Origin of the sequence: Janthinobacterium sp. 1_2014MBL_MicDiv (assembly GCF_001865675.1) — a bacterium.
GTDB lineage: Bacteria > Pseudomonadota > Gammaproteobacteria > Burkholderiales > Burkholderiaceae_D > Janthinobacterium.
Genome location: NZ_CP011319.1, coordinates 2,187,830 through 2,210,366, shown reverse-complemented (window position 1 = coordinate 2,210,366; position 22,537 = coordinate 2,187,830). Strand labels below are relative to the sequence as shown.

At 64.7% G+C, this 22,537-nt stretch carries 25 protein-coding genes; 7 read left to right on the top strand and 18 right to left on the bottom strand.

Features of this window, described 5'->3' with window-relative positions; translation table 11 throughout:
• Window positions 1–153 precede the first annotated feature (153 nt).
• On the bottom strand, window positions 154–1,878 hold the full coding sequence (gene phaC, locus YQ44_RS09730) for a class I poly(R)-hydroxyalkanoic acid synthase (RefSeq protein ID WP_083411738.1): 1,725 nt from the start codon (window positions 1,876–1,878) through the stop codon (window positions 154–156).
• Window positions 1,879–2,116: 238 nt separating this feature from the next.
• Between phaC and YQ44_RS09725 the strand changes: the two genes are divergently transcribed.
• The gene (locus YQ44_RS09725; RefSeq protein ID WP_335589265.1) at window positions 2,117–2,350 is read left to right on the top strand and encodes a hypothetical protein; all 234 of its coding nucleotides are present in this window, start codon (window positions 2,117–2,119) and stop codon (window positions 2,348–2,350) included.
• Between the two features lie 16 nt (window positions 2,351–2,366).
• On the opposite strand, the gene pgeF is transcribed toward YQ44_RS09725, so the two are convergent.
• Together pgeF and YQ44_RS09715 are read right to left on the bottom strand one after the other, a co-directional pair.
• The gene (gene pgeF, locus YQ44_RS09720) at window positions 2,367–3,152 is read right to left on the bottom strand and encodes a peptidoglycan editing factor PgeF (protein ID WP_071323203.1); all 786 of its coding nucleotides are present in this window, start codon (window positions 3,150–3,152) and stop codon (window positions 2,367–2,369) included.
• Window positions 3,152–4,177, bottom strand: a complete 1,026-nt coding sequence (locus YQ44_RS09715) for an RluA family pseudouridine synthase (RefSeq protein ID WP_071323202.1) — start codon at window positions 4,175–4,177, stop codon at window positions 3,152–3,154. The genes pgeF and YQ44_RS09715 overlap by 1 nt, the downstream gene beginning before the upstream one ends.
• 89 nt (window positions 4,178–4,266) lie before the next feature.
• Here YQ44_RS09715 and YQ44_RS09710 point away from each other — a divergent pair, with 89 nt between their 5' ends.
• The gene (locus tag YQ44_RS09710) at window positions 4,267–5,070 is read left to right on the top strand and encodes an outer membrane protein assembly factor BamD (RefSeq protein ID WP_071323201.1); all 804 of its coding nucleotides are present in this window, start codon (window positions 4,267–4,269) and stop codon (window positions 5,068–5,070) included.
• Window positions 5,071–5,111: 41 nt separating this feature from the next.
• Here YQ44_RS09710 and yaaA read toward each other — a convergent pair whose 3' ends face one another.
• The gene (gene yaaA, locus YQ44_RS09705; protein ID WP_071323200.1) at window positions 5,112–5,882 is read right to left on the bottom strand and encodes a peroxide stress protein YaaA; all 771 of its coding nucleotides are present in this window, start codon (window positions 5,880–5,882) and stop codon (window positions 5,112–5,114) included.
• A 30-nt stretch (window positions 5,883–5,912) separates the two neighbouring features.
• Between yaaA and YQ44_RS09700 the strand changes: the two genes are divergently transcribed.
• The 3 genes from YQ44_RS09700 (at window position 5,913) to YQ44_RS09690 (ending at window position 8,757) form a co-directional block, all read left to right on the top strand.
• Window positions 5,913–6,347, top strand: coding sequence for a putative toxin-antitoxin system toxin component, PIN family (locus YQ44_RS09700; protein ID WP_071323199.1), 435 nt, complete (start codon window positions 5,913–5,915; stop codon window positions 6,345–6,347).
• Window positions 6,348–6,430: 83 nt separating this feature from the next.
• Entirely contained in the window at window positions 6,431–7,609 is a 1,179-nt protein-coding gene (locus YQ44_RS09695; protein ID WP_071323198.1) for a pyridoxal phosphate-dependent aminotransferase, read from the top strand.
• A 44-nt stretch (window positions 7,610–7,653) separates the two neighbouring features.
• Entirely contained in the window at window positions 7,654–8,757 is a 1,104-nt protein-coding gene (locus YQ44_RS09690; protein ID WP_071323197.1) for an HD-GYP domain-containing protein, read from the top strand.
• 61 nt (window positions 8,758–8,818) lie between these two features.
• Here YQ44_RS09690 and YQ44_RS09685 read toward each other — a convergent pair whose 3' ends face one another.
• Together YQ44_RS09685 and YQ44_RS09680 are read right to left on the bottom strand one after the other, a co-directional pair.
• Window positions 8,819–9,277 carry a nuclear transport factor 2 family protein gene (locus YQ44_RS09685; RefSeq protein WP_083411737.1) on the bottom strand — a complete coding sequence of 153 codons (459 nt, stop codon included), beginning with the start codon at window positions 9,275–9,277 and terminating at the stop codon, window positions 8,819–8,821.
• Between the two features lie 255 nt (window positions 9,278–9,532).
• A complete protein-coding gene (locus YQ44_RS09680; RefSeq protein WP_071323196.1) occupies window positions 9,533–10,195 on the bottom strand; it encodes a DUF2625 family protein in 663 nt (220 codons plus the stop codon).
• Between the two features lie 320 nt (window positions 10,196–10,515).
• Between YQ44_RS09680 and YQ44_RS09675 the strand changes: the two genes are divergently transcribed.
• The gene (locus YQ44_RS09675) at window positions 10,516–11,367 is read left to right on the top strand and encodes a helix-turn-helix transcriptional regulator (protein WP_071323195.1); all 852 of its coding nucleotides are present in this window, start codon (window positions 10,516–10,518) and stop codon (window positions 11,365–11,367) included.
• A 30-nt stretch (window positions 11,368–11,397) separates the two neighbouring features.
• Window positions 11,398–12,432, top strand: coding sequence for a serine hydrolase domain-containing protein (locus tag YQ44_RS09670; protein WP_083411735.1), 1,035 nt, complete (start codon window positions 11,398–11,400; stop codon window positions 12,430–12,432).
• A 7-nt stretch (window positions 12,433–12,439) separates the two neighbouring features.
• Here YQ44_RS09670 and YQ44_RS09665 read toward each other — a convergent pair whose 3' ends face one another.
• From YQ44_RS09665 to YQ44_RS09610, 12 genes are all read right to left on the bottom strand, one after another.
• Window positions 12,440–13,342, bottom strand: coding sequence for an alpha/beta hydrolase (locus YQ44_RS09665; RefSeq protein ID WP_232251224.1), 903 nt, complete (start codon window positions 13,340–13,342; stop codon window positions 12,440–12,442).
• A gap of 48 nt (window positions 13,343–13,390) precedes the next feature.
• The gene (locus YQ44_RS09660) at window positions 13,391–14,455 is read right to left on the bottom strand and encodes a tetratricopeptide repeat protein (RefSeq protein ID WP_071323193.1); all 1,065 of its coding nucleotides are present in this window, start codon (window positions 14,453–14,455) and stop codon (window positions 13,391–13,393) included.
• A gap of 17 nt (window positions 14,456–14,472) precedes the next feature.
• Complete coding sequence (locus YQ44_RS09655) at window positions 14,473–15,375, bottom strand: ExeA family protein (RefSeq protein ID WP_071323192.1); 903 nt, start codon at window positions 15,373–15,375, stop codon at window positions 14,473–14,475.
• A complete protein-coding gene (gene mshL, locus YQ44_RS09650) occupies window positions 15,376–17,139 on the bottom strand; it encodes a pilus (MSHA type) biogenesis protein MshL (RefSeq protein WP_071326369.1) in 1,764 nt (587 codons plus the stop codon).
• A 38-nt stretch (window positions 17,140–17,177) separates the two neighbouring features.
• Window positions 17,178–17,576, bottom strand: a complete 399-nt coding sequence (locus YQ44_RS09645) for a hypothetical protein (RefSeq protein ID WP_071323191.1) — start codon at window positions 17,574–17,576, stop codon at window positions 17,178–17,180.
• Window positions 17,561–18,253: a type II secretion system protein GspM gene (gspM, locus tag YQ44_RS09640; protein ID WP_071323190.1), complete on the bottom strand. Its 693-nt coding sequence runs from the start codon at window positions 18,251–18,253 to the stop codon at window positions 17,561–17,563. Before gspM ends, YQ44_RS09645 begins: the two co-directional genes overlap by 16 nt.
• Window positions 18,253–18,927, bottom strand: a complete 675-nt coding sequence (locus tag YQ44_RS09635) for a PilN domain-containing protein (protein WP_071323189.1) — start codon at window positions 18,925–18,927, stop codon at window positions 18,253–18,255. Before YQ44_RS09635 ends, gspM begins: the two co-directional genes overlap by 1 nt.
• Complete coding sequence (locus YQ44_RS09630; RefSeq protein ID WP_071323188.1) at window positions 18,924–19,871, bottom strand: agglutinin biogenesis protein MshI; 948 nt, start codon at window positions 19,869–19,871, stop codon at window positions 18,924–18,926. Before YQ44_RS09630 ends, YQ44_RS09635 begins: the two co-directional genes overlap by 4 nt.
• Window positions 19,872–20,001: 130 nt before the next feature.
• Window positions 20,002–20,466, bottom strand: coding sequence for a hypothetical protein (locus YQ44_RS09625; protein ID WP_071323187.1), 465 nt, complete (start codon window positions 20,464–20,466; stop codon window positions 20,002–20,004).
• A complete protein-coding gene (locus YQ44_RS09620; protein WP_071323186.1) occupies window positions 20,463–21,359 on the bottom strand; it encodes a prepilin-type N-terminal cleavage/methylation domain-containing protein in 897 nt (298 codons plus the stop codon). The genes YQ44_RS09625 and YQ44_RS09620 overlap by 4 nt, the downstream gene beginning before the upstream one ends.
• Window positions 21,356–21,919 (bottom strand): type II secretion system protein, encoded by a 564-nt coding sequence (locus YQ44_RS09615; protein ID WP_071323185.1) that lies wholly within the window; start codon window positions 21,917–21,919, stop codon window positions 21,356–21,358. Before YQ44_RS09615 ends, YQ44_RS09620 begins: the two co-directional genes overlap by 4 nt.
• Entirely contained in the window at window positions 21,909–22,505 is a 597-nt protein-coding gene (locus YQ44_RS09610; protein ID WP_232251222.1) for a pilus assembly FimT family protein, read from the bottom strand. Before YQ44_RS09610 ends, YQ44_RS09615 begins: the two co-directional genes overlap by 11 nt.
• Window positions 22,506–22,537 lie beyond the last annotated feature (32 nt).

Below are 22,537 nucleotides of genomic sequence, written 5' to 3'. Positions count from 1 at the left end.
CGCACCTGCCTACGTTTTCCATTATAGAGTGGAAAATGGCTACATTGCACATTCGGAGCGAAGATTCCCACATTTATTGCAACGCAACTAAAAGTAGGTTCTTGACAAGACCACAGTTCACTGCGGCCTTGCCTGCCGGCAGGACTTGCAATCCTAGTCCGCCCTGACTTTAACATACCGCCCCGGCGCCGGCTCGATTGCCGCGTGGCGTTTATTGCCGGGCTTGCCTGGCGCCTTCACCTGGGCGCCGCCGTGTTCCGCCAGGAAAGCCGCCCATTCCGGCCACCAGCTGCCCACGTGCTCGGTGGCGCCTTGCAGCCATTGCTCGGCACTCAGGGGCTTGGCCTTCGCCGTGCGGGCGCCTTTGCCTGCGTCATTGCTCCAGTAACTGCGCTTTTTCTTCGAGGCGGGATTGATCACGCCGGCGATATGGCCCGAAGCGCCCAGAATAAAACGGTTGGCCTTCGGCTTCTTCGGGTTCAGCAAGGCCGTGCTGGCATAGGCCGCGCCCCAGGGCACGATATGGTCTTCGCGCGAGCCATAGATGAAGGCGGGCGCGTCGATGCTGCTGAGGTCGATTTTCTCGCCGGCCACGGTCAGCTTGCCCGGCACTTTCAAGCTGTTTTCCAGGTAAGTATTGCGCAAATACCAGCAGAACATGGGGCCCGGCAAGCCCGTGCCGTCGCCATTCCAGTACAGCAAATCAAACGCGGGCGGTTCCTTGCCCTTCAGGTAATTCGACTGCACGTAATTCCACACGAGGTCGTTCGGCCGCAGGCTGGAGAACGTGCTGCCCAGGTCGCGGCCCGACATCAGGCCGCCCTTGGCCAGCGTCTGCTCGCGCAACGCCACTTGCGGCTCGTCGATAAAGACATCGAGCGCGCCCGTGTCGCAGAAGTCGAGGAAGGTCGTCAGCAGCGTCAGGCTGGCGGCCGGATTCTCGCCGCGCGCCTTGAGCACGGCCAGCGCCGTCGAGACGATGGTGCCGCCCACGCAAAAGCCGAACATATTCAGCTTGTCCTGGCCCGACACCTCCTGCGCCACCCGTATGGCGGCGATCACGCCCTGCTCCACGTAATCGTCCCACGTCAGGTGCTGCATGCTCAGGTCCGGATTGCGCCACGACATGAGGAACACGGTGTTGCCCTGCTCCACCGCGTAGCGCACGAGCGAGTTTTCCGGCTGCAAGTCAAGGATATAGAATTTATTGATGCACGGCGGCACCATCAACAGGGGCCGCTGGTGTACCGTGGCGGTCGTCGGCGTGTACTGGATCAGCTGGAACAGCGCATTTTCAAACACCACCGTGCCCGGCGTGGTCGCCACGTTGCGGCCCACCTCGAACGCCGATTCGTCGGATTGCGAGATGCGGCCCTTCTGCATGTCGGCCAGCATGTTGCTCAAGCCCTTGGCCAGGCTCTCGCCCTTGGTCTCGATCAGGGTTTGCTGGGCGTCGGGATTGGTGGCGAGGAAATTGGCGGGCGACATGGCGTCGACGATTTGCTGCACGGCGAATGCAATCTTTTGCTTCTGATGCGGCGTCGCTTCCACGGCCTCGGCCATGGCGGTGAGGAATTCGGCGTTCAGCAAATACGCGGCCGCATTGAAGGCCGACAAGGGGCTCGCATGCCAGGCGGGCGCGGCAAAGCGGCGGTCTTTCAGTTCCGGCGTCTTGCCGGCCATAAAGTCAGCCCACAAGCCCGTCAGCTTGGCCACGTAGGCGTTTTTCAGTTGCTCGATCGCTTCCGGCTTGATGCTGGCGCCCGCATCCTGCAAAATGCCGGCAATCGGATTGCTGGAAGGCTGCGGTACCATGTTGAACCATGTCTTCCACTGCTCAGGATTGCTGATCTGCGCCATCCATTCTTTGGTCATCATTTGAGGATCGGGCATATTCATAGCTATATAAGTCCATTCAAGAATTGAGAACGCCGAACAAAACCGACTGTGCGTCGGCATGGGCGGCCTGCGATGCTCACCGTACAGTCGTACGGTTGCGCGTCTTGGCAACCTCTCCCTTCCGCTCGCTACGGTTTTATCAGGCGTGAAAACGTCGTCGAAGAATAAATACTTTTTGGATCAACTGCATGCAAACTCTTACCGACTGTCAATACTCATGATGCTCATGACCGCTGTTGCCTGGATCTACGTCGTCGGCCTCATGGCGCTGACGGAACCGTCCATCGTCGCCGGGGTGATGACCTTCGTGCTGTACTGTGCCATCCCCCTGTCCATCCTATTCTATCTGACGGGCTCGCGGCGACGCAAACGCAAGGCGGCGCGCATCGCCGAACAGCACGCGCGCGCCCTTGCCTCAGCAGACGATAAAACAAAAACGGCAGACACATAAGTGTCTGCCGTGCAGATTATTTGCGCCAGATCAAGCTGGCCTGTCTTCCCGTGACGCCATCGCGCCGGTACGAATAAAACTGCGCCGCATCGCTGACGGTGCAGTATTCCCCTCCCGCCACCTGCGCCACGCCATCGCGCAGCAGCATGGTGCGCGCCAGGCCATAGATATCGGCCAGGTACTTGCCCGACTTGCCAGCGATGGCGCTGAACGCATCGGACAGCACTTGTCGCTCGGCAGCGTCGCGCGCGCCGTCGCGAAACGCCTGCAGCACGTCGTGCCCCACCTCGAATTGCTGGGGGCCAATGGCCGGCCCCAGCCAGGCGAGGATGTCCGTCGCGCCCTGCGCGCGCATGCGCTCCACCGTGCGCTGCAAGACGCCGTTGGCCAGGCCGCGCCAGCCCGCATGGGCCGCGCCGACGACGAGGCCATCGCTTGAGCTGAACAGCACCGGCAGGCAATCGGCCGTCATCACCACGCATACGGCACCCGCCTGCGTGGCGATGCTGGCATCGGCATCGGGCACGCAACCGTCGAGCTTGCCAGCATCGGCCACGGCCACGCCATGCACCTGCGACAGCCAGGCCGGTTGTGACGGCAGCATGGCGGCCAGCCGCGCGCGGTTGGCCGCCACGTGCGCGGGCTCATCGCCCACGTGCGTGCCCAGGTTCAAGCCACCGCCGCCCTGCCCGTCACCGTATGGCCCCAGGCTGACGCCGCCCGCGCGCACGGTCGCCAGCGCGCCCACGTTCGCGGGCAAGCCGGGCCAATGGGGAATCAGGCAAGACAACGGTGCCGTCATCAGACCTGTTCCGGCTCGGGAATGCCGGCGGTGGCGATCAGTTCCGCGAAGTCATCGGCCAGCGGTACGATCCACTCGCACGCTTCCAGCGTGCCCGGATGCACGAGGCCCAGGCGGCGCGCCTGCAGCGCCTGGCGCGAGAACACGGACACCAGGTGCTGCTTGCCGTACACATAATCACCGACCAGCGCAAAGCCCAGGTGCTGCATGTGCACGCGGATCTGGTGGGTGCGGCCTGTTTCCAGGCGGCACTGCATCAGGCTCACGGGACGGCGGTCGAGTTCGCCGCTGCCGATCAATTCATAGTGCGTGATGGCGGGCTTGGCCGTGAAATTTTCCGACACGGCCATCTTGACGCGGTCGCGCGGGTGGCGCGCGATGGAGGCGTCGATGGTGCCCGCCGCCTTCGGCGTGCCCCACACCAGCGCGAAATACTCGCGCTTGACGGTGCGCGCCTGCAACTGGCGCACGAGGTCCGTCTGCGAGGCAAGCGTCTTGCCGACCACCATCAGGCCGCTCGTATCCTTGTCCAGGCGGTGCACGATGCCGGCGCGCGGCACGCCCGCCAGTTGCGGGCAGTGGTGCAGCAGGCCGTTGAGCAGGGTGCCCGACCAGTTGCCGGGGCCCGGATGCACGACCAGTCCGGCCGGTTTGTTGATCACGATGATATGCTCATCCTCGTGCACGATGTTCAATTCCATCGCTTCCGGCTTAAAAGCCTCGTCTTCCGGCGCGCTTTGCGGCAGAATGACGATCTTTTCATCGCCATAGGCGGTCATGTTGCGTTTGGCAACTTTTCCGTCCACGGTCACGAAACCGGCTTCCAGCCACAATTGCAAGCGGCTGCGCGAATATTGCGGCACCAGCTTGGAAATGACTTTATCGAGGCGGTGGCCGCAGGCGTCCGGCGTCAGTTCCAGTGTAATCGGGGCCATTTCCTCGAAGACGTCGTCGGCGGCAAAATCGCCGTCAAACGCCTCTTCGCTACCATGGTCAGAAAGGGAGTCAAACGCGGGGTCAGCCAAATTAGGCTTCGGAGTTAATATCACAGCATTCCCATCGGCTATAATCAGCCTATTGTAAAATCTTGGTTAAAACCTTCTTGCAAAACGTCATGCAAAAAAAATTATCGTTGGTAGTCGCTTCAGTCGTTCTGCTCGGCATGTCCGCTTGCAGCTTGTTGCCTGAAAAAGTGGATGAGACCAAAAACTGGTCCGTTACGAAATTATACTCGGAGGCGCGTGAAGAAATGTCCGGGCAGCACTATGAAGCTGCAATCGGTCTGTTTCAGAAGCTGGAGGCTAACTATCCTTTCGGCAACTATGCTCTGCAAGCGCAGATGGAGATCGCTTACGCGTATTATAAGTCGGGAGACCAGGCTCAGGCGTTGGCTGCCGTCGAACGCTTCATCAAGTTGCATCCGAACCACGCCAATGTGGACTATATGTACTACTTGCGGGGCCTGATCAGCTTTAACGACCAGATCAGCTTCCTGAACTTCCTGTACGAGCAAGATCCGACCGAGCGCGACCCGAAGGCCACGCGCGAAGCGTTTGCGGCCTTCAAGCAACTGGTCGATAAGTTCCCGAACAGCAAGTACGCACCCGATTCGCTGGCCCGCATGAATTATCTGATCGATGCGATGGCGAAATACGAAGTGCACGTGGCGCGCTATTACTACCGCCGCGGCGCCTACCTGGCCGCCGCCAACCGCGCGCAAACGACGATCAGCGACTTCGCCGCCTCGCCGGCGATCGAGGAAGCGCTGTTCATCATGTACCGCTCGTACGACAAGCTGGGCTTGACCGACTTGCGCGACGACGCCTTGCGCGTGCTGACCAGGAACTACCCGAACACGGCATTCCTCAGCCCGGAAGGGGTGAACAAGGAACGCAAGTGGTGGAAGTTCTGGCAGTAAGATAAGAAAAAACCGGGCTTGCCCGGTTTTTTTCTTGCCAACTAGTCCCCCACGCGGCGGCGGAATACCCAGTTCTTGTCATTCGACGCTTCCGGCACGAAAGCATAGCCGTCCACGTCGAACCGCTTCAGCTGTTCCGGGTCGCGGATGGCGTTCACGGCCGCATAGCGGGCCAGCATGCCGCGCGCGCGCTTGGCGTAGAACGAAATGATCTTATACTTGCCGTTCTTCCAGTCCTCGAACACGGGCGCGATGACGGGCACGTCCAGCTGGCGCGGCTTGACGGATTTGAAATATTCCTCGGAAGCAAGATTGACCAGCACTTTCGCGCCCTGCTCCTTGGCCGTGCGGTTCAGGCCGTTGGTGATGGTATCGCCCCAGAACGCATACAGGTCCTTGCCGCGCGCCGTCGACAGCCGCGTGCCCATTTCCAGGCGGTGCGGGTGGATCAGGTCCAGCGGGCGCAGCAAGCCGTACAGGCCCGACAGGATGCGCACGCGCGACTGGGCGTAGTCGAGCTGGGCCGGCTGCAGGCTGCGCGCCTCGAAACCGGCATACACGTCGCCATTGAAAGCCATGATGGCCTGGCGCGCCTCGGCCAGCTTGGGCGTCCAGGACGCGTAGCGGGCCACGTTGAGGGCGGACAGGGCGTCGGAAATGCCCATCAGGCTGCCCACTTCGGCCGGCGAAAACTGGCGCATGCGGTCTATCAGCTGGGCGGAATGGTCAAGGAAATCGGGGGTGCTGTGCAACGAGGTTGTTGGCGGCGTCTCCAGGTCGAGACTCTTGGCGGGCGAAAGCACGATCAACATAAATTATCACTACAGAATAGAATTGCCGACATGATACCTGCTCCACAAAAACTCGTCCTCGACACCAACGTTTGCCTCGACCTGTTCGTCTTCAACGACCCGCGCTGGGCGCCCCTGCTGGCCGCCATGGAAAGCGGCGCCGTGCAAGCCATCACGCGTGAGGATTGCCGCGCAGAATATCTTGTCGTATTGCACTACAAGCATCTGCCGCTCGATGAAGCGAGCCGCCCCGTCGCCGCCGCCCGCTTCGATGCGCTGATCACCGTGGTGGCGCCGCCCGTCTCCGGCGTGCGCCTGCCCGTCTGCACGGACAGGGATGACCAGAAATTCCTCGAACTGGCGCGCGACGCCAACGCCGACATCCTCATCACCAAGGACAAGGCCCTGCTGAAACTGGCCCGCAAGACGGCCAAGGCCGGCATGTTCAAGATCATGGTGCCGGAAGGCTGGGCGCCAGCGAGCTGAGCCGGATCGGACGCCCCCGCAACGGGGCGCGCTGCGCTAGAATAGGCAACGATCCTATTTTCCGCACTGCGACCCTACCGTTCATGAACAGCCCGTCCCTGCCCCACGCCACGCCCATCCTGACCACCCGTTTGCCTGCCGTCGGCACCACCGTGTTTACACGCATGTCCAGCCTGGCGGCCCAGCACGGCGCCGTCAACCTGGGCCAGGGCTTTCCCGATTTCGACTGCGACCCGGCCCTGGTCGAGCTGGTCGGCGACGCCATGCGCGCCGGCCACAACCAGTATCCGATGATGACGGGCGCCGCGCCCCTGCGCGAGGCCATCGCCGCGAAGGTCGCCAGCCTGTACGGCCACGCCTATGATGCGGCCACGGAGATCACCGTCACGGCCGGCGCCACGCAGGCACTGACGACGGCGATCTTGTGCTGCGTGCACCCGGGCGACGAGGTCATCGTCATCGAACCGGCCTACGACAGCTATTTGCCGGCCATCGCGCTGGCCGGCGGCGTGCCCGTGCTGGTGTCCATGGAAGTGGGCGAACAGGGCTACAGCGTGCCGTGGGACAAGCTGGCCGCCGCCGTCAGCAGCAAGACACGCTTGATCATCATCAATACGCCGCACAATCCGACCGGCACGATCTTGCGCCCGGCCGACGTGGCGGCCCTGGCCGACATCGTGCGCGGCACGCAAATTTTGATCCTGTCCGACGAAGTCTACGAGCACATGGTGTACGACGGCGTGCCGCACGCTTCATTGAGCCGCAATACGGAACTGGCCGCGCGCAGCTTCATCGTCTCGAGCTTCGGCAAGACCTATCACGTGACGGGCTGGAAGGTCGGCTATGTGGCGGCCCCGGCAGCCCTGACGGCGGAGTTCCGCAAGGTGCACCAGTACAACGTGTTTACCGTCAATACGCCGATGCAACACGGCATCGCCGGCTACATGGCGAATCCGCAGCCTTATCTGGACTTGCCCGCCTTCTACCAGCGCAAGCGCGACCTGTTCCGCGACGGCCTGGCGGGCAGCCGCTTTACCCTGCTGCCGGCCGACGGCACGTATTTCCAGTGCGTGCGCTACGATGCCATTTCGCAAGACAGCGAAGCGCAGTTCGCCGAATGGCTGACGGCGGAAATCAAGGTGGCGGCCATACCCGTGTCCGCGTTTTACGCGCAGGGCAAGGAATCGGGCATCGTGCGTTTCTGCTTTGCCAAGAAGGACGACACCTTGCGCCTGGCGCTGGAGCGCCTGCGCACGATTTGATGCAGCGCCCTGCCGACGCAGGGCAATGAGTGAGGAACAACAGCATGGTACAGCGTCGCATCGGCCCGGCCGACCTGGTTCCCGGCGAACCCCTGCCCTGGGATTTGTTTCTGGCTGATCATAGTGCCGGCCCGCAACTGCGCAAGGGGCAGATCATCACGGACGGCACGCAGCTGGGCCGCTTGCTGCAGCTGGGCTTATACGTAGGCGCGCCGGACCAGCCGTCCGTGCTGCGCCTGTTGAACGAGGCGGCGCAGCGCCTGGAACGGCTGCTGCTGGACTTGCGCAGCGAAAACAATGCCGAGCGCGACGTGCGCGACATCGCCCGCGAACTGCTGCGCGCGCTCGAACACGACGCCGACATCGCCCTGGCCAGCATCCTGCTCAACCAGATCGCCGGCAGCTACGCCGTGCGCCACTGCATAGAAACGGCGCTGCTGGCCATGCTGGTGGGGCGCGGCATGCATAAATCCCACGATGAGCTGTTGCTGGTCGGCGCCGCCGCGCTGACCATGAACGTGGGCATGCTGCGCCACCACGACAGCTTCCAGGACCGCCGCGGCCCCCTGAACGACGAGGAAATGCGCATCGTGCGCCAGCATCCGCAGGAAAGCACGGAACTGTTGCGCTGCGCCGGCATCGACGATGAAGAATGGCTCAGTTGCGTGCTGCTGCACCATGAAAACGACGACGGCAGCGGCTATCCGCAGGGCCGCACGGCCGATGAAATCCTGCAAAACGCCAAGCTGATCGGCCTGGCCGACCGCTATTGCGCCCGCGTCTCGGCACGCAACTACCGGCGCTCCATCGTCCCCGACCAGGCGCTGCAGCACATCTTCCTCGACCAGGATGTACCCGTCGACCCGCTGCTGGGCGAACAATTCGTCCAGCTGCTGGGAAAATATCCACCGGGCACCCTGGTGCGCCTGCGCAGCGGCGAACTGGGCGTCGTCACGCAACGGGGCGCCAGCCACGTGCACCCGCTCAGCGACCCGCTGGGCGCGCCGCTGGCCGCCGCCGAGCTGGCGCAACTGCCCCCGCGCGACACGGCCGACAGCCGCTTTGCCATCGTTTCCTCACTGCATGAAGACGATGCGGGCCTGCACTTCAGCATGCGGCATGTGTGGGGCGATGAGGCGCGCTTGTAGACCGGCCGGCAAGCTTGCTCCGCGGCGCACGCGCCAGACCCGCCCCCTGAGGAATGCCGGATTACTGCTTCGGCGGACGGATGCCGGTATATTGTGCGCTGACCAGCAGCCATTGATTATCGACAAGCCGGGCGACATATCCTGCGCGCATGGCGAAGGTGCGAGCAGCGCCCTCCTGATCGAGACGGTAAGACAGTCGTGCCGAGATGAGCGCCGTCTCGCCAAAGACGCGAACCGCCGGCTCATCGACCTGGAGCTGAGGACTCGGCCACTTCTGCTCTGGCGCATAGAAGGAGAGCATTTTTTCACGTTCGTCCACCGCGCCGACTGGCGATATTTCCACATAATTCTCGGCCGTGGTGGCTTTCAAGGCCGCTAGATCGAAGCTGTTCTGGGCTTGCGCATGGCGCTGCACCAAGGCGAGCAGTTCGGCATCGGCGGGAGCCGCGTGCGCGCTGCCGATCGCGCCCAAGGCGCCCAGCAGGCCGGTGGTGAGGACATGTGGAAGGGTCAATTTCATGCGTATTCATCCTGGTCGAGGTCATTGAAAAGCGTCCGTTGCCTGCTGCGGCAGGATCGGACACTCGCTTGCGGGCCGTGCATGGCGAGAAAGCCCACTGCATGCTATCCCCTTGCCCTGTTCTCGCGCATGCCATTGCGACAAACCGCTTGAATCGGGGATTGAAACGCCATTTCGCCGGCTCGATTGCACGCCCGCCATGGCCGCATCGGGATGCGCATTGCAATGCCTTCAGATACGCCGGCAAGCCATGCCTCAGCCCGCGCCCACAGGACCCTCCAGCAACGTCTGTTGCAGATCAAGGTTGAGCGCCCACTGCTCTTCCACCGGAATGGCGCGCCGCGAACTGGTCTTGAGGGAACCTTCTTGCGTCCACAGAAATGGATAAAAATTCAGGCACAGGTCGCCGGACAAGGGCAATTCGTCAAATTCCGCCACAGCGCCGGGCTGCCGGCCGTAGAACTGCCGCAACCGGCTGGTAAAAGCCCATTCGACAAACGCCGTGAAACCGATCTCCAGCGCTTCCCACGCCAGTGTCTCGGGCGCGAGGTAATACATATTGCCCTGGTCGGCCCCGAGTACGCCGCCGTTGATGGCAAAGAAGCCGCCGAGCACGTCGTCGGCCACCAGCAGAAAACCTTCGGCCTTTCCTTCGTTCCACGTGGCAATGTTACGGCCGAGCTTGCCATGTCCCGAACCCAATATGCGGAGCCAGCCATCATCCACCAGGATGCCTCCGGTTTCATAGGCGATCGCGCCAAGGGGGGAGCGCGTGGTGACCTGCAGTCTCAGCAGCACATCCTCCCTGCCGGCCGAGGGCGGCAGCAATTCCACCGGGATGTCGGCCTCGCTGGCCCATTGCCGTATCAGCGGAAACGCCGGGTCGTCACTATTCAATAATTCATTCAATGTACGCATTGCACCTGACCTTGTCGATGACCGCTTCCGGCGGTCGGAGAGTCCATGGCGAAGCTGGCACGGTCTGGCGGGCAGCGCCCGGCATTCCAGCGGCTCGCCCCTGGCGCGAGCCGGTATCGATGACGACGCCGGAACGCTGCGCAAATTTTACACATACCCCCCCCGGCACCCTTGCACGCCTGCCAACGGCCACGCAAAGCCGGCCGGATGCCGCCATCCGGCATGCCGTGCATTCCCCCGTATCGACCGTTCATCCTGCGCCTGGCGCCATTCGTCGTCCCGCGCTCGCCCGGCGGGGCGGCCGCACCTACCATGCCGCTATGACCATTCCAATCCAGTTCAAGTCCGGCCAATTCTATGGCGACGTGCATCACGGCGCGCGCGGCAGCATGTTCGATATCCGCCGCCTGAAGGCCACGCGTAGCGAGGATGAAGTCGAAACGCACCGGCATGACGATGCCCATTTCGTCCTCGTCCTGTCCGGCACGTATATTTCCAGCGCCCTGCACGCCCCGCCGCGCGCGCCTTCGCCCACCCTCGTCTTCAATCCTGCCGGCACGACGCACCGCGACCGCTTCGTCGATGGCAAGGGCAGTTTCATGACGGTATCGCTCGACCCCGCCCTGCTGTCGGGCGCCGAGGAATTGCATGCGGCCCAGGAGTGCGCCACCATATTGCGCGATACGGCCAGCGCGGCCGCCGCCTTCCGGCTCGCGCGCGAAGTCGGCCGCGGCGGCGATGGCGCCTTGCTCGAAGCGGGCGCGTGGGAGATGCTGGCCAGCCTGCACAAGGCGCCCCGGCAGGCGCGCCCCGCCCTGCCCGGCTGGGCCCACCAGGCCTATGAAGCCGTGATGGACCTGGCCAATGACACGCATCTGCGCATCGCCGACGTGGCCGCCGCCCTGGACGTGCATCCCGTGCACCTGGCCCGCGTGTTCCGCCAGGCCTGGGGCTGCTCGCCGGGCGACCTGCTGCGCTGGCGCCGCGTCGACCAGGCCTGCGGCCTGCTACGCCGCCCGGAACTGAGCATGGCCGACGTGGCGCTCAGCGTGGGCTTTGCCGACCAGAGTCACATGAGCCGCGCCTTCCAGGCCCGCTACGGCATGACGCCCAGCAACTATCGCCGCCAAATGTTTCAAACGTCCAAGACAATGCCCAGATTGCAAGACTAGACTGAACTTTTCCAACCCCGGAGTACCCCCATGTTACGATACCTCCCCCTTCTTCTGGCCTTCGGCAGCAGCGTCCACGCGGGCGAACTGGACGACGTCACCACCGCCATCGAAGCGGGCGACTTCAAGCAGGTCACCAGCGTCGTGGTGGCGCAGCATGGCAAGCTGCTCTACGAACATTACTTCGACAAGGAAGGCGCCGAAAGCCTGCGCAACACGCGCTCGGTCGGCAAGACGGTGGCCGGCATGCTGGTCGGCCTGGCCATCGAGCGCAAGCTCTTGCGTGCCGACACCCCCGTCCTGCCCTACTTTCCGGAACTGCGCCCGCTGGCCCATGCGGACCCGCGCAAGGACAAGATCACGGTCGAGGATTTCCTGACCATGAGCTCGCTGCTTGAATGCGACGACGACAACCAGCATTCGCGCGGCAACGAAGAGCGCATGTATCTGGTGGAAGACTGGAGCCGCTTCGTGGCGGACCTGCCGATCCGCGGCTTTCCCGAATGGCAGCCCCGCCCCGAGCAATCGCCGTATGGCCGCGCCTGGAGCTATTGCACGGCCGGCGTAACCCTGCTGGGACCGCTGCTTGAAAAGGCGAGCGGCCAGGGCGTGCCGGACTTCGCCGCCGCCAACCTGTTCAAGCCGCTGGGCATCGACAAGGTGAAATGGCAATTCCAGCCCAAGGGCAGCGCCATGACGGGCGGCGGCTTGCAGCTGCGCAGCGTGGATCTGATGAAGCTTGGCCAGCTCTACCTCGACGGCGGGCGCTGGCATGGCAAGCAGGTGATGCCGGCCGAATGGGTCAAGCGCTCGATCGCGCCCCACGCCAACGCGCGCGAAGGCATGGACTACGGTTACCTGTGGTGGCTGCAACCGTTCACGGCCAATGGCCGCACGGTGCAGAGCTACGGGATGGCGGGTTCTGGCGGCAATAAAGTGCTCGTCCTGCCGGAACTCGATGCAGTGGTCGTCATCACCACGACCAATTTCCAGGTGCGCGACGCCCATGGCCTCAGCGAAAAACTGCTGACCAAGCTGATCCTGCCGGCATTGATGCGCCCGTAAGCGCCCTTCATTTTGCGGACGTCAAATACGCCCGCAGCCCATGCGTGAGCACGAATGGAAACACGCTCGCATGGTCTTCATCCGCAAAGACGCGCACGCGCGTCTTCAGGCCGGGGAACTTGCGCGATGTTAACTTTCCATCGAATTCGCGCAAGTCCGCCACCATGTCGGCATCTTCCTCCGAACGCGAACGCTTCTTGCCTGCCGCCAGCTTTTCCAGGCCGCCGATGCCGAAGAATACGGAGGCGGGCAAGTCCTTGTGGCTGGCCGCATACGCCTGTTCGCGGTCGAACATCACGCCGGCGTCGTACCACAGCGACGGACTGCCGAGGATGTAATGCTCGAAGGTGCGCGGTTCCGTCAGCAGGAATTGCAGGCCCAGCAGGCTGCCATACGAGTGGCCGATGAAGACCTTGCGCTGCATGTTCACGCGATAATGCTGTGCGATGAAGGGAAACACCTCGCCCGAGACGAACTGGCCATACGCCTTCGCTTCGCCGAACGCCGGTTGCCGTCCCGGCATGTCCGAACGGTAGTCGTGCTTGCGCGGCGTGGTCGGCGTGTAATCGCGGCGGCGGCTGTACACGCCGCCATCACCGTTGGCGTACGACAGGCCGACCACCACCACTTCTTCCATCCCCGCATGCTTGCTCAGGCGCTGCGCGATATTGCGCACGACGGGAAATGCATAATTGGCGTCGACGACGAACAGCACCGGATAGCGCTTGCTCCCTTGCCGATAGGAATCGGGCAAGGCCACGTACAGCTGGTAGTCGCGCTTCAAGGCCTGGGCGCGGATGTCGCGCACTTCCGTATTCTCAAGAACGTAGCCGGCAGGCGCGCTGGCGGGGGCGGCAAGGGCGCTGTTGAGCAGGCAGCAGCACGCAATCAGCAGGCTGGGAAGTTTCAAGTGGGTTTCCTTCATGAACGTATTGCTTATGGCTGGTTCGGTGTCCGACTACTTCGTCGCCGTCGCCGCCGTCAACTGCACCAGCTTGCGCTCGACAAACGCCTGCAGCTGCGGCGTCAGGGTTTGCAAGCCCCTGGCGCGCTCAAACGCCTGGCGCGCCTGCGTGGGATGGTTGTCGGCTTGCAAGGCGATGCCCAGGCCCATCCACCAGACGCTGTTGTCGGGCGCCGTCTGCAAGGCCAGCTGGTATTGCTCCGCCGCGTCGCGGTAGCGCTGTTCGCGCTGCAGCACGCCGGCCAGGAAGGCGCGGTAATCGCCGTTGTCGCTGGCGTGCGGCAAGCTGCGCGTCAGGGTGTCGAGGGCGGCCGCGCCGCCGTTGGGCTTATCCAGCTGCAAACGGGCCAGCATCATCGCCTGCGCCGGCTGTTTCGGGTCCAGCGTCAGGCTCAGCTGCAACTGGCGCGCCGCCTCGTCGGGGCGCTGCGCTTCGAGCAGCAGGCGCACCAGCGTTTCGCGCGCGCCCTGGTGGCGCGGGTCGAGCTGCAGGGTCTGCTGCAAGCCGGCCAGCGCCTCGGAAACGCGGCCATCCTGCAACTGCCCCAGGGCGCGCCGGTATTCGTTTTCCACGCGCTGCTGCGCAGTGACCTGTTTGCCGTCGATGATGCGTTCGCTGGCGGCGGGCGCTAGCGTCCTGGCAGGCAGCACGGCGGCAGGTTTGGCGACGGTTTCCATCACGCGACGCGCCTTGGCGGGCGCCGGCACCGCCACTTCCATCACGGGTTCCGGTTCGGCCAGTACAACAGGTTCCGCCACAACGGCCGCAACAGGCGCAGGCGCAACAGGCGCAGGCGCAACAGGCACAGAAGCAGGCACAGCTGCGGGCACCGGCGTGCTGGCCACATTGACCAGCATGGGCGGCACGGCCGGGCGTTTCAGGTAGACCCAGCCCAGGGCGATGGCAGCGGCCGTCAAGCCGGCCGCGCCGCCGAAGACCAGCGCGCGCGACACGCCGCGCTCGCGTTCCGGCACGGGGCGGATGCCGCCCGCGTCAGCGCGTCCATCCGGCGTGCCGCGCGCATCGAGGTCTTGCAACATCTTGTTAATCAGACTCATCTACAGGCTCATTTCCATCATCGGTTCAATAAAGTCCAGCTCACGCCGCAGGCGGCGGCCAGCACGCCGGCGCCGGCCAGCCACGGCCAGGGCCGCTGCCAGTAGCGGGGCTTGCTGGACAGCGTGTCGCTGGCCGCCAGTGCCACGTGGCGGCCGCTGACCTGCTGCCGGCCTTCGCCATACGCCACCATCAGCGCCTTGTGCGCCATGATGTTGATCAGGCGGGGGATGCCGCCGGAAGCCTTGTAAAGCCGGGCCACGCCGCCGCGGCTGAACAGGCGCGCGCCGTCGAATCCGGCCACGCGCAGGCGGTGCGCCACATAGAAATCCACGTCGTCGCGCGAGAGCGGCCCCAGGTGGTAGTGGAAGGTGATGCGCTGCGCCAGCTGACGGATTTCCGGCAGGGCCAGCTTGACGTCGAGCTCCGGCTGGCCGAACAGCACGATTTGCAGCAGCTTGCGCTTTTCCGTTTCCAGGTTCGTCAGCAGGCGCAGCGCTTCCAGGCTGTCGACGGGAATCGCCTGCGCCTCGTCCAGGCACAGCAGCACGCGCTTGCCTTGCGCCGCCAGGTTGAGCAGGCGCAAGTTAATGGATTTGAGCAGTTGATGCTGATCAGCATCTTTCTCCAGCAACACGTCGAGGTCGTCGGCCAGGGCCAGGATCAGCGAACGGGGCGGCAAATTCGGATTCGGGATGTAGGCCGTGACGAAATCCGCTCCCAGCGACTGCATGAACTTGCGGCACAGGAAAGTCTTGCCGGTGCCCACTTCGCCAGTGATCTTGATGAAACCCTCGCCATTGCGCGCCGCCACCAGCAGGGTGTTGAGCGCCTTTTGCGACTGCGGGCCATTGAAAAAGAAACTGGTATCGGGCGTGAGGCCGAACGGCGCCTCGCGCAAGCCGAAATGGGCCTCGTACATTTAGCGCCGCTCCCCGAGGCTGCGCGGATCGAGCGCCTCGATGCGCTTGCCCGATTCGAGCAAGTCCTCGTTCCAGCTGTTGGCGCCATCGACGATGGTCGGCTTGATCAGCACCACCAGTTCGCGCTTCTGGATCACCTGCCCCGTGTTGCGGAACAGCGCGCCGAGCACGGGAATGTCGCCCGCGCCCGGCACTTGCGAGCGGTCCGCCGTCGTCGCCTGGCGCATCAGGCCGCCGATGGCGACGATGCGCCCGTCCTGGCTGCGCACCATGCTGTCCATCTCGGAGGTGCTGGACGCGGCCAGCGGCAGCTTCAGCGAACCGGCGCTGCCCAGGTCGATTTCCTTGTTGATGGTCGTCACCTGGCTGACGGACGGGTGCACGTGCAGGATGATGTTGCCATCCGCATCGATCTGCGGCGTCACGTCGAGCACGACGCCGGAAAAGAACGGCTGCAGGGTCACGTTGGGGCTGGTGGTGGCGCCGCTGGCCGTCGTATTCGTGGTGGTCGACACGCCCGTCACGTAGAACTCGTCCGTGCCTATCTTCAGCACGGCCTTCTGGTTGTTCATGGTGGCGATGCGGGGGCTCGACAGCACGTGCACCGTGCCTTGCGACTCCAGGAAGGAAATCATGGCGGCAAAGTTGGCCGTCTGGAACGCCAGGCCGAACATGGAGCCGGCCGCCGTCGCCGCCGAGCTGAGGCCAAAGCCGCTGCTGGCCGTCAAGCCGTTGCCGGTGGTCATGTTGGGCGGCTTGCCGCCATTGAACGGCAGCGGCGCCAGGGTGCCGCCCGGCTGGATGAATCCGGTCGAGATGCGGTTCGTGTGGCCGCTCTTGATCGAGGCGAACGAGGCCCAGTTGATGCCCGTCTGGAAGTCGCTATTGAGCTGCACTTCGAGGATTTTCGCTTCCAGGATCACCTGACGGTCGACGGACAGCTGCGTGGCCTTCAGGTACATGTCGACATTGCGCAGCTCTTCCGGCATGGCGCGGATGACGATCACGCCCGACTGCGGGCTGAGCACCACTTGCCGGCCGCCATCGGCGCTGCCGACGATGGCTTCCAGCGACATCTTCAGCTCGCGCCAGAAATCCGCGTTCGAAGTGGTGGTCAGGTTGCTGCTGTCCTCGCCTGGCACGAGGCCGCCCGGATTTTGCACGGTGTTGTTGTTGCCGTTATTACCCGTGCTGCCAGAACCGCCCGACGTCGTCGCGCCCACGGACGAGACCGACGTCGACGAGACGCGCAGGTTGGAGCTGCCCTTGCGCGCGCCCGTCAGGTAATTCACGTGGAACAAACGCGTCTGCATGGTCAGCGGCTTGATGTAGATCTGCGTGCCCTCGACCTTGTAGTCGTAGCCATACAGTTCGCGCACGGCGTCGAGCGCCTGGAACAGGGTCACGTCCTTCAGGTTGGCGGAAATCGTGCCGCCGATCTCGGGATGGACCAGCATGTTGTAGCGCGTGCCGGCCACGATGGAGGTGAAGAACTGGCGCGCCGGCACATTGTTGAAGGCCACGTTGAAGCGCTCGTCGAGCGCCGCGCGGGCCTTCGGCAATTGCTGGGCCAGGGCCGCGACGGGCGGCAGCAGCGCCGCTTCCACGGCGTCCGGCTGGGCCGCCGGCGTGGTGGTGGCCGCCGCGCCTTTCACAGCATCGTTAATCGCGTTGTAGGTATCGCGTTTGACGGGTGCGACATTGCAGCCGCCCAGGCCCAGGCTGACACTGATTACTGCCGCCATCGTGCTGATCTTGAACATGCTCGCCTTGTGTTGATTGAATTGCTTGGCCACTTCGTCTACTCCTGCTTGCGGTCGGTCTTGCGGTCGGTCATCTTGTCGGTCTTGCTGTCCGGATACAGCTTGAAGGTTTCCAGCGATTTGCCGCGCCGCAGCAGCACGGCCGTGTCGCGGATATCCGTCACCACGGCGTCGCCCACCTTGCTGCCGACGCGCACCACCTGGCCATCGATGACGGCCACGCGGCGCCCGCCCGGCTTGCTGGAAATGAGCACCGACTGCAGCTGCGGCCGCGCCGGAGCCACGGCTGCGGCGCCCGCGGGCGCCCACAGGGCCGCGGGCGGACGCGTGGGGTCGTCCAGAGCCTGCGCCTGCGCGCCGCCCCAGGCCAGGCTCAGCACCAATAGCGACGCCAGCAGCGCGCGGCCAGTGGTCGCTGTCGTCAGAGTGCGATCCATGTGTCATCCATGCTGAGGGTATATAAAGTCAGGGTCAGGGTGGCGTCGGGATAGCTTTCCGCCGCCAGGTGGGCCTTGCCCCAGAACACGCGGGTCGGCATCGCTTGCAGCGCCTGCATGTATTGCAGCATGTCCGCATAGCTGCCTTGCAACACCACTTCCACGCCATGCCGGTGCAGCAAGGCGGCTGGCGCCTTGGCCGCGTCCGCCTTGGCGGCCGCATCGGCCGGCTGCGCCGCTGCCGCAGGCGTGCCCACGCTGTCGCCAGGCAAGGTTTTCAGCGACACGACGCGCAGCCGCGCATGCTGGCGCAACAAATGCTCGAGCAAGGTGACCATGCGTTCGGGCGCCACCAGGCCATGCTGTTTCTGGCGCAGACCATCCTTCAAGGTGTCCGTTTCCGCCAGCACGGCCGTCAGGCGGGCGCGCGCATCCCGGTCGGGATCGGTGGCGTGGGCCAGCATGGTGAGTTCGATTTCCTTGTCCACGGCGGTCAGCAGACTTTGCTTTTGCGCCATGCTCGCGTCGAGCGCCGCCCGCTGGGCGAGCAAGGGACTGAAGGACATGAAATAAAACACGAACAGCACGGCGGCGGCGCCCGCGCCAAAGACCATCACCCGCTCGCGCAGGCTCAGCGCATCGAAGGCCGCAGCCCATTTCTTCAGCAGCGGCAGCATCAGCGCATCCCTCCCGCTGGCGGGGCGGCCACGGCCGGAGCCGGACCTGGAGCGCTGGCCGCCGATTGCAGGCTGAACGCCACATACGGCTGTGCCGGCGCCTTGCCCTGCGTGGGCGCCGGCTCGTCCGGCGGGCCGATATCGAGGCTGGCAAAGGTCTTGCCCTTCAGCATTTCCTGCTGGCCCAGGCGCGTGATGTACGCGGGCAACAGCGCCGCGTGCAAGGCGCGGCCCTGCAAGCCGATGGCATTGCCGGCGCCGGCGATGTCGATGCCCGTCAGCCACACGCCTTCCACCCTCGCTTGTGCCAGCGCGCGGAAATAGCCGGCATAGCCCAGGGTATTACCCAGTTCGCCGCTGGCCAGCAAGGCGGAGGCATCCTGCAGCAACTGGCGCTGCGCCTCGGCCGCTTCCACCTGCTGCGCCAGCGCCGGGTCTTTCTTGCGCGGAGGAAAATCACGCAAGGCCTGGTCGCGCTTTGCCTCCGCTTGCGCCAGCGCAGTCTTGACGCCCGCTTCGCGCTGTTCCAGGTCCGCCAGCGAACGCTGGCCCAGCACGCTCAAGCCCAGCAAACCCAGCGTCATGACGCCGAGGATCTGGCCCGCCGCGCGCGCCGACATCTGGTGTTTTTTCTGTTCGAACTGGGGGTTGAACAGATTGATCTGCTGGCTCATGCGCCCTTCCCTTCGCTCTTGCCCTGCTCGCGCAAGGCGGCGCCCAGCGCCAGGAAGTAGCGCGCCTGCATGGCCGGGTCGCGCAGTTCGGCAACCTGGCTCAGGTCCAGCACGCTGGCCAGGTCCAGCCGTTCGACCGGCATGTAGAGATTGTCGGCCAGGTAGCCGTGCAAGCCCTCGCTGGCGCCCGTCATCAGCATCAGGCGCGAGAGGGAAATGAAGTGGAACTGGCGGTCGAAATGGTCGAACGAGCGCTGCAGTTCCAGGGTGACGCGGTCGTAGTACTGGCTGGCCTCGGGCGCCTGCAATTGCGCCAGGTTCACGTCGATGCGGCGCGCCTGGTACAGCTCGCCATTGAAGCTCATCGTCAGCAAGCCGCCATCGCCGTCGAAGGACAGCACGGCGATGCCGCGGCCCGGCGTTTCCAGCAAGGTGGCGATATTGCGCTGGGCCATTTCCGGGATATCGATCACGGACAGGCCGAGCTTGCATTGCGCATACAACGCCTGGCGCCGCGACACGGCAGCGTTGCGCGCGGCGACGGCAAACACGCTGCTGCCGCGCTGCACGCCGTTCGGGTCGCCGGGGATATCGAACACGTCGATGGTGGCCTCGGCCAGGGGAAAGTCCAGCATGTCCTTCAGGCGCCAGCCCACGGCCGTCTTCAATTCCTCGCGCGGCACGGCTGGCGCTTCCAGCGACAGCAACTGGTATTCGCCGCCGGCCAGCACGGTGGTGCAGTGGCGCGTGGCCGCCTGCAAGTCCTTGCCCAGTTTTTCCAGCGCCTCGGCAGGGGCGGGACGCTCGGCCGCCTGGTAGCTGGCGCCCAGCACGCGCGGCATGGCGCCGGCGGGACGCTCGACGACGACGGCGCTGACGCCTTCACGGCCAAACGCCGTCGCCAGCCATCCATCGTGTTTTTTTGCTCTAGCGAATAAACCCATGCGTACTATCCAGTGTAAGTGCCTGCCCGATCTTGTCGCGCAGATAATGCAGCAAACCAATTTTAATTCATGAAACCAACTTTATTGTGTAAAAACAACAAATTAGCGATCTTTTTTTGTCAGCAAACCCTCACAGCGACAGCACGGCTTGCAGGCGGCGTTGCACGTAATCGGCGTTGTTGCCCGGGTTCGGGCAGCGCGGCGCGGCCGCGGCCGGCTGGTTGCACGCCGTGGCCGTGATGGTCCAGTTGGCCAGCGTGCCGGGTCCCGTGGCCGTGGTGCATTGCACGCTGACGGTAAACGCGGACAGTGTCGTGCCCGTCGGCAAGGTAAACGCGGCGGGCGCGATGCAGGCCGCACCGGGCGCCAGGCCGGCGGCCAGCTGCCGCTGCAAGCCCCACTCGAGGCCCGCGCGCGCAGCCTGCTCGGCGCGCACGCCCTGCACGTCCATGGCCGACTCCGTCTGCTGGAAGGTCGAGACATTCACCATCACGGCCGCCAGCCCGGCCAGCACGACCAGCAGGAAAATGGCCGTGACGAGGCTGAAGCCGCGCATGCGGCGCGCGCGCAAGCCCGGAACGGACACGTGCTTCATGGCGTATTCCTCGCTTGTACCTGCTGCACCAGGCGCACGACGCCCGTGTTGCTGTTCGCCGCGCCCAGGCTCAGGCTGACATTCACCAGGCCCCGCTGCACATTCGCCAGCACGGTGTAGTTGAAACTGCAAGCGGCCACCTGGCGCGCCAGCAGGGCCGCCTGCGCGCCCGCCAATGGCGCGGCCGTCTCGCTGAGCGGCTGGGTCGCCGCGATGGCGTAGCCGGCGTAGCGCGTCAGCGTGCCCCGCTGCGTGTCGCAGGCGTAGGTGACGGGCGTCGTCACCACCTGGAAGCGGTTCGATGGCGAGGGCTGCGGCGCCGGGCTGGTGGCGAACGGATAGCTGCCGAGCGTGACGAGGCTGCCCGCCACGGCCGTGACCTGCGCCCGGTTGCAGCCATTCGCGGCGCTGCACGCATAGGCATTGTTCGGCCCGTACAGCTGGCCCAGGTTATACACGACGATATGGTCGCCCACGGCGATGGCCTGGCGCGTGCCCAGCGCATCGGCCGGCGCGGCGCCGATGATGGTGAAGCTGCCCGTATACGTCCTGTCCGGGTCGAAGCCCAGCACGTCGCCCAGGCCCGGCGGATCGCCGTCGCTCAGGTAGCGCCCGCCCGTCTTGGTCAGCAGCAATTCCAGGAACTGGCCATCGGCCGACACGCGCACGCTGTTGGGCAGCGCCAGGCGCACGTCGCGCGTGAGGCGGCGCGCCGCCGTATCGGCCGTATCGGCCAGGGCCGCGCGGGCCGTGGCATCCACATAGCCTTGCACGGGCACGCGGATGAAGACGGCCACCATGGCGCCGATGATGCCCATGATGACGATCACGATGACCATCTCCACCAGGGTAAAGCCGCGCGCGCGGCGGAAGGGAAGCGGAAAATGTCTCATGGGATGCTGTTCGGCGCATAGCGCACGCGATAGCCGTCGAGCACGATCTGCTGGTCGGCATACGGCACCCTGACCTCGATGCGCAGGCTCTCGGTGGCGGCGATGCCGTTCAGGGCCGCCGGCGTGATCGTCACCCAGGCCGTATACGGCTGGCCGGCGCCGGGCACCCAGGCAGTGCCCTGCGCATCCGTCGTGTAAGCCGTGGCCGTGCCGTACGCGGCCACGTAATCGTTGACATTGTCGAACGGCCGCGGCACGCCGCCCGCCTCCTGTCCGACCGCTTCCGGGATGGTGCAGCCGGCCGGGCCGGTGGCCGTTTCCGCATTGGAGTCCTGCGGATCGCAGTACGTGAAGCGCGCCAGCTGGATCTCTTCCAGCATGCCTTCGGCAATGGCCAGCGCCTGCTTGCGCAGCTGCGGATCGGCGCTGTGCCGTGTCGTCACGGTCATCACGCCCAGGATGGCGGCCGCGGCCACGCCGACGATGACGATGAACAGCGCCAGCTCGATCAGGGTGAAGCCGCGCTGGCGCCGGCCGGGGCGCGGCATGTCAATACACATAGCCGGTCTCCCCTTCCACCATGATGTTGCGCGCCGCGCCATCGCCCGCGATGCGCAGGGCCAGCCGGGCGGGGAAAGTCGATGGCGCGGGGAAGACGTTCGCCAGCGCGTAGGGCCGGCCCAGCGCATCGAAATAGAAGCCGGGCGTATTGGCGGGCACGGTGGACAGGGCCACGCTGGCCGGACGGCCTTCGCACAGCCAGTTGCGCTGCCCGTTGCAATATTGCAGGGTTTCATTGCTGCCGCTGTTGCTGCCCGTGGGCGGCAGCACCCGGTTGGCGGCGCTGCAGGCCGCGTCGAAGCACAGGGCCACGCTGTTGGCGTCGATGCGCACGAAGACGGCGCGGTTTTGCGCCACCGCCAGCTTTTGTCCATAGCGCACGATATTCGTCGCCTGGTCGGCAAAGCCGCGCGCATCGAAGGTGTCGCGCTGGAAGAAGCGGGAAGCGGCAAAGGTGGTGATCAGGCCCACCATCACCAGCACGGCCACCAGTTCGATCAGCGTGAAGCCGCGCGCGCGCGCCTGCCGCGGCAACAGTTGCCGCCGTGCTTCAGGAAATGCCGTGAACTGTGGTGCTGGTCGCAAGGGATGGCCCGTAAAAAAGCCCAACTGGCCAA

Bases quoted from the DNA above. Each gene is read 5' to 3' on its own strand.
- phaC (WP_083411738.1), bottom strand. From the start codon at position 1,878: ATGATGACCAAAGAATGGATGGCGCAGATCAGCAATCCTGAGCAGTGG.
- YQ44_RS09725 (WP_335589265.1), top strand. From the start codon at position 2,117: ATGATGCTCATGACCGCTGTTGCCTGGATCTACGTCGTCGGCCTCATG.
- pgeF (WP_071323203.1), bottom strand. From the start codon at position 3,152: ATGACGGCACCGTTGTCTTGCCTGATTCCCCATTGGCCCGGCTTGCCC.
- YQ44_RS09710 (WP_071323201.1), top strand. From the start codon at position 4,267: ATGCAAAAAAAATTATCGTTGGTAGTCGCTTCAGTCGTTCTGCTCGGC.
- yaaA (WP_071323200.1), bottom strand. From the start codon at position 5,882: ATGTTGATCGTGCTTTCGCCCGCCAAGAGTCTCGACCTGGAGACGCCG.
- YQ44_RS09700 (WP_071323199.1), top strand. From the start codon at position 5,913: ATGATACCTGCTCCACAAAAACTCGTCCTCGACACCAACGTTTGCCTC.
- YQ44_RS09695 (WP_071323198.1), top strand. From the start codon at position 6,431: ATGAACAGCCCGTCCCTGCCCCACGCCACGCCCATCCTGACCACCCGT.
- YQ44_RS09690 (WP_071323197.1), top strand. From the start codon at position 7,654: ATGGTACAGCGTCGCATCGGCCCGGCCGACCTGGTTCCCGGCGAACCC.
- YQ44_RS09685 (WP_083411737.1), bottom strand. From the start codon at position 9,277: ATGAAATTGACCCTTCCACATGTCCTCACCACCGGCCTGCTGGGCGCC.
- YQ44_RS09680 (WP_071323196.1), bottom strand. From the start codon at position 10,195: ATGCGTACATTGAATGAATTATTGAATAGTGACGACCCGGCGTTTCCG.
- YQ44_RS09675 (WP_071323195.1), top strand. From the start codon at position 10,516: ATGACCATTCCAATCCAGTTCAAGTCCGGCCAATTCTATGGCGACGTG.
- YQ44_RS09670 (WP_083411735.1), top strand. From the start codon at position 11,398: ATGTTACGATACCTCCCCCTTCTTCTGGCCTTCGGCAGCAGCGTCCAC.
- YQ44_RS09660 (WP_071323193.1), bottom strand. From the start codon at position 14,455: ATGAGTCTGATTAACAAGATGTTGCAAGACCTCGATGCGCGCGGCACG.
- YQ44_RS09655 (WP_071323192.1), bottom strand. From the start codon at position 15,375: ATGTACGAGGCCCATTTCGGCTTGCGCGAGGCGCCGTTCGGCCTCACG.
- mshL (WP_071326369.1), bottom strand. From the start codon at position 17,139: ATGTTCAAGATCAGCACGATGGCGGCAGTAATCAGTGTCAGCCTGGGC.
- YQ44_RS09645 (WP_071323191.1), bottom strand. From the start codon at position 17,576: ATGGATCGCACTCTGACGACAGCGACCACTGGCCGCGCGCTGCTGGCG.
- gspM (WP_071323190.1), bottom strand. From the start codon at position 18,253: ATGCTGCCGCTGCTGAAGAAATGGGCTGCGGCCTTCGATGCGCTGAGC.
- YQ44_RS09635 (WP_071323189.1), bottom strand. From the start codon at position 18,927: ATGAGCCAGCAGATCAATCTGTTCAACCCCCAGTTCGAACAGAAAAAA.
- YQ44_RS09630 (WP_071323188.1), bottom strand. From the start codon at position 19,871: ATGGGTTTATTCGCTAGAGCAAAAAAACACGATGGATGGCTGGCGACG.
- YQ44_RS09625 (WP_071323187.1), bottom strand. From the start codon at position 20,466: ATGAAGCACGTGTCCGTTCCGGGCTTGCGCGCGCGCCGCATGCGCGGC.
- YQ44_RS09620 (WP_071323186.1), bottom strand. From the start codon at position 21,359: ATGAGACATTTTCCGCTTCCCTTCCGCCGCGCGCGCGGCTTTACCCTG.
- YQ44_RS09615 (WP_071323185.1), bottom strand. From the start codon at position 21,919: ATGTGTATTGACATGCCGCGCCCCGGCCGGCGCCAGCGCGGCTTCACC.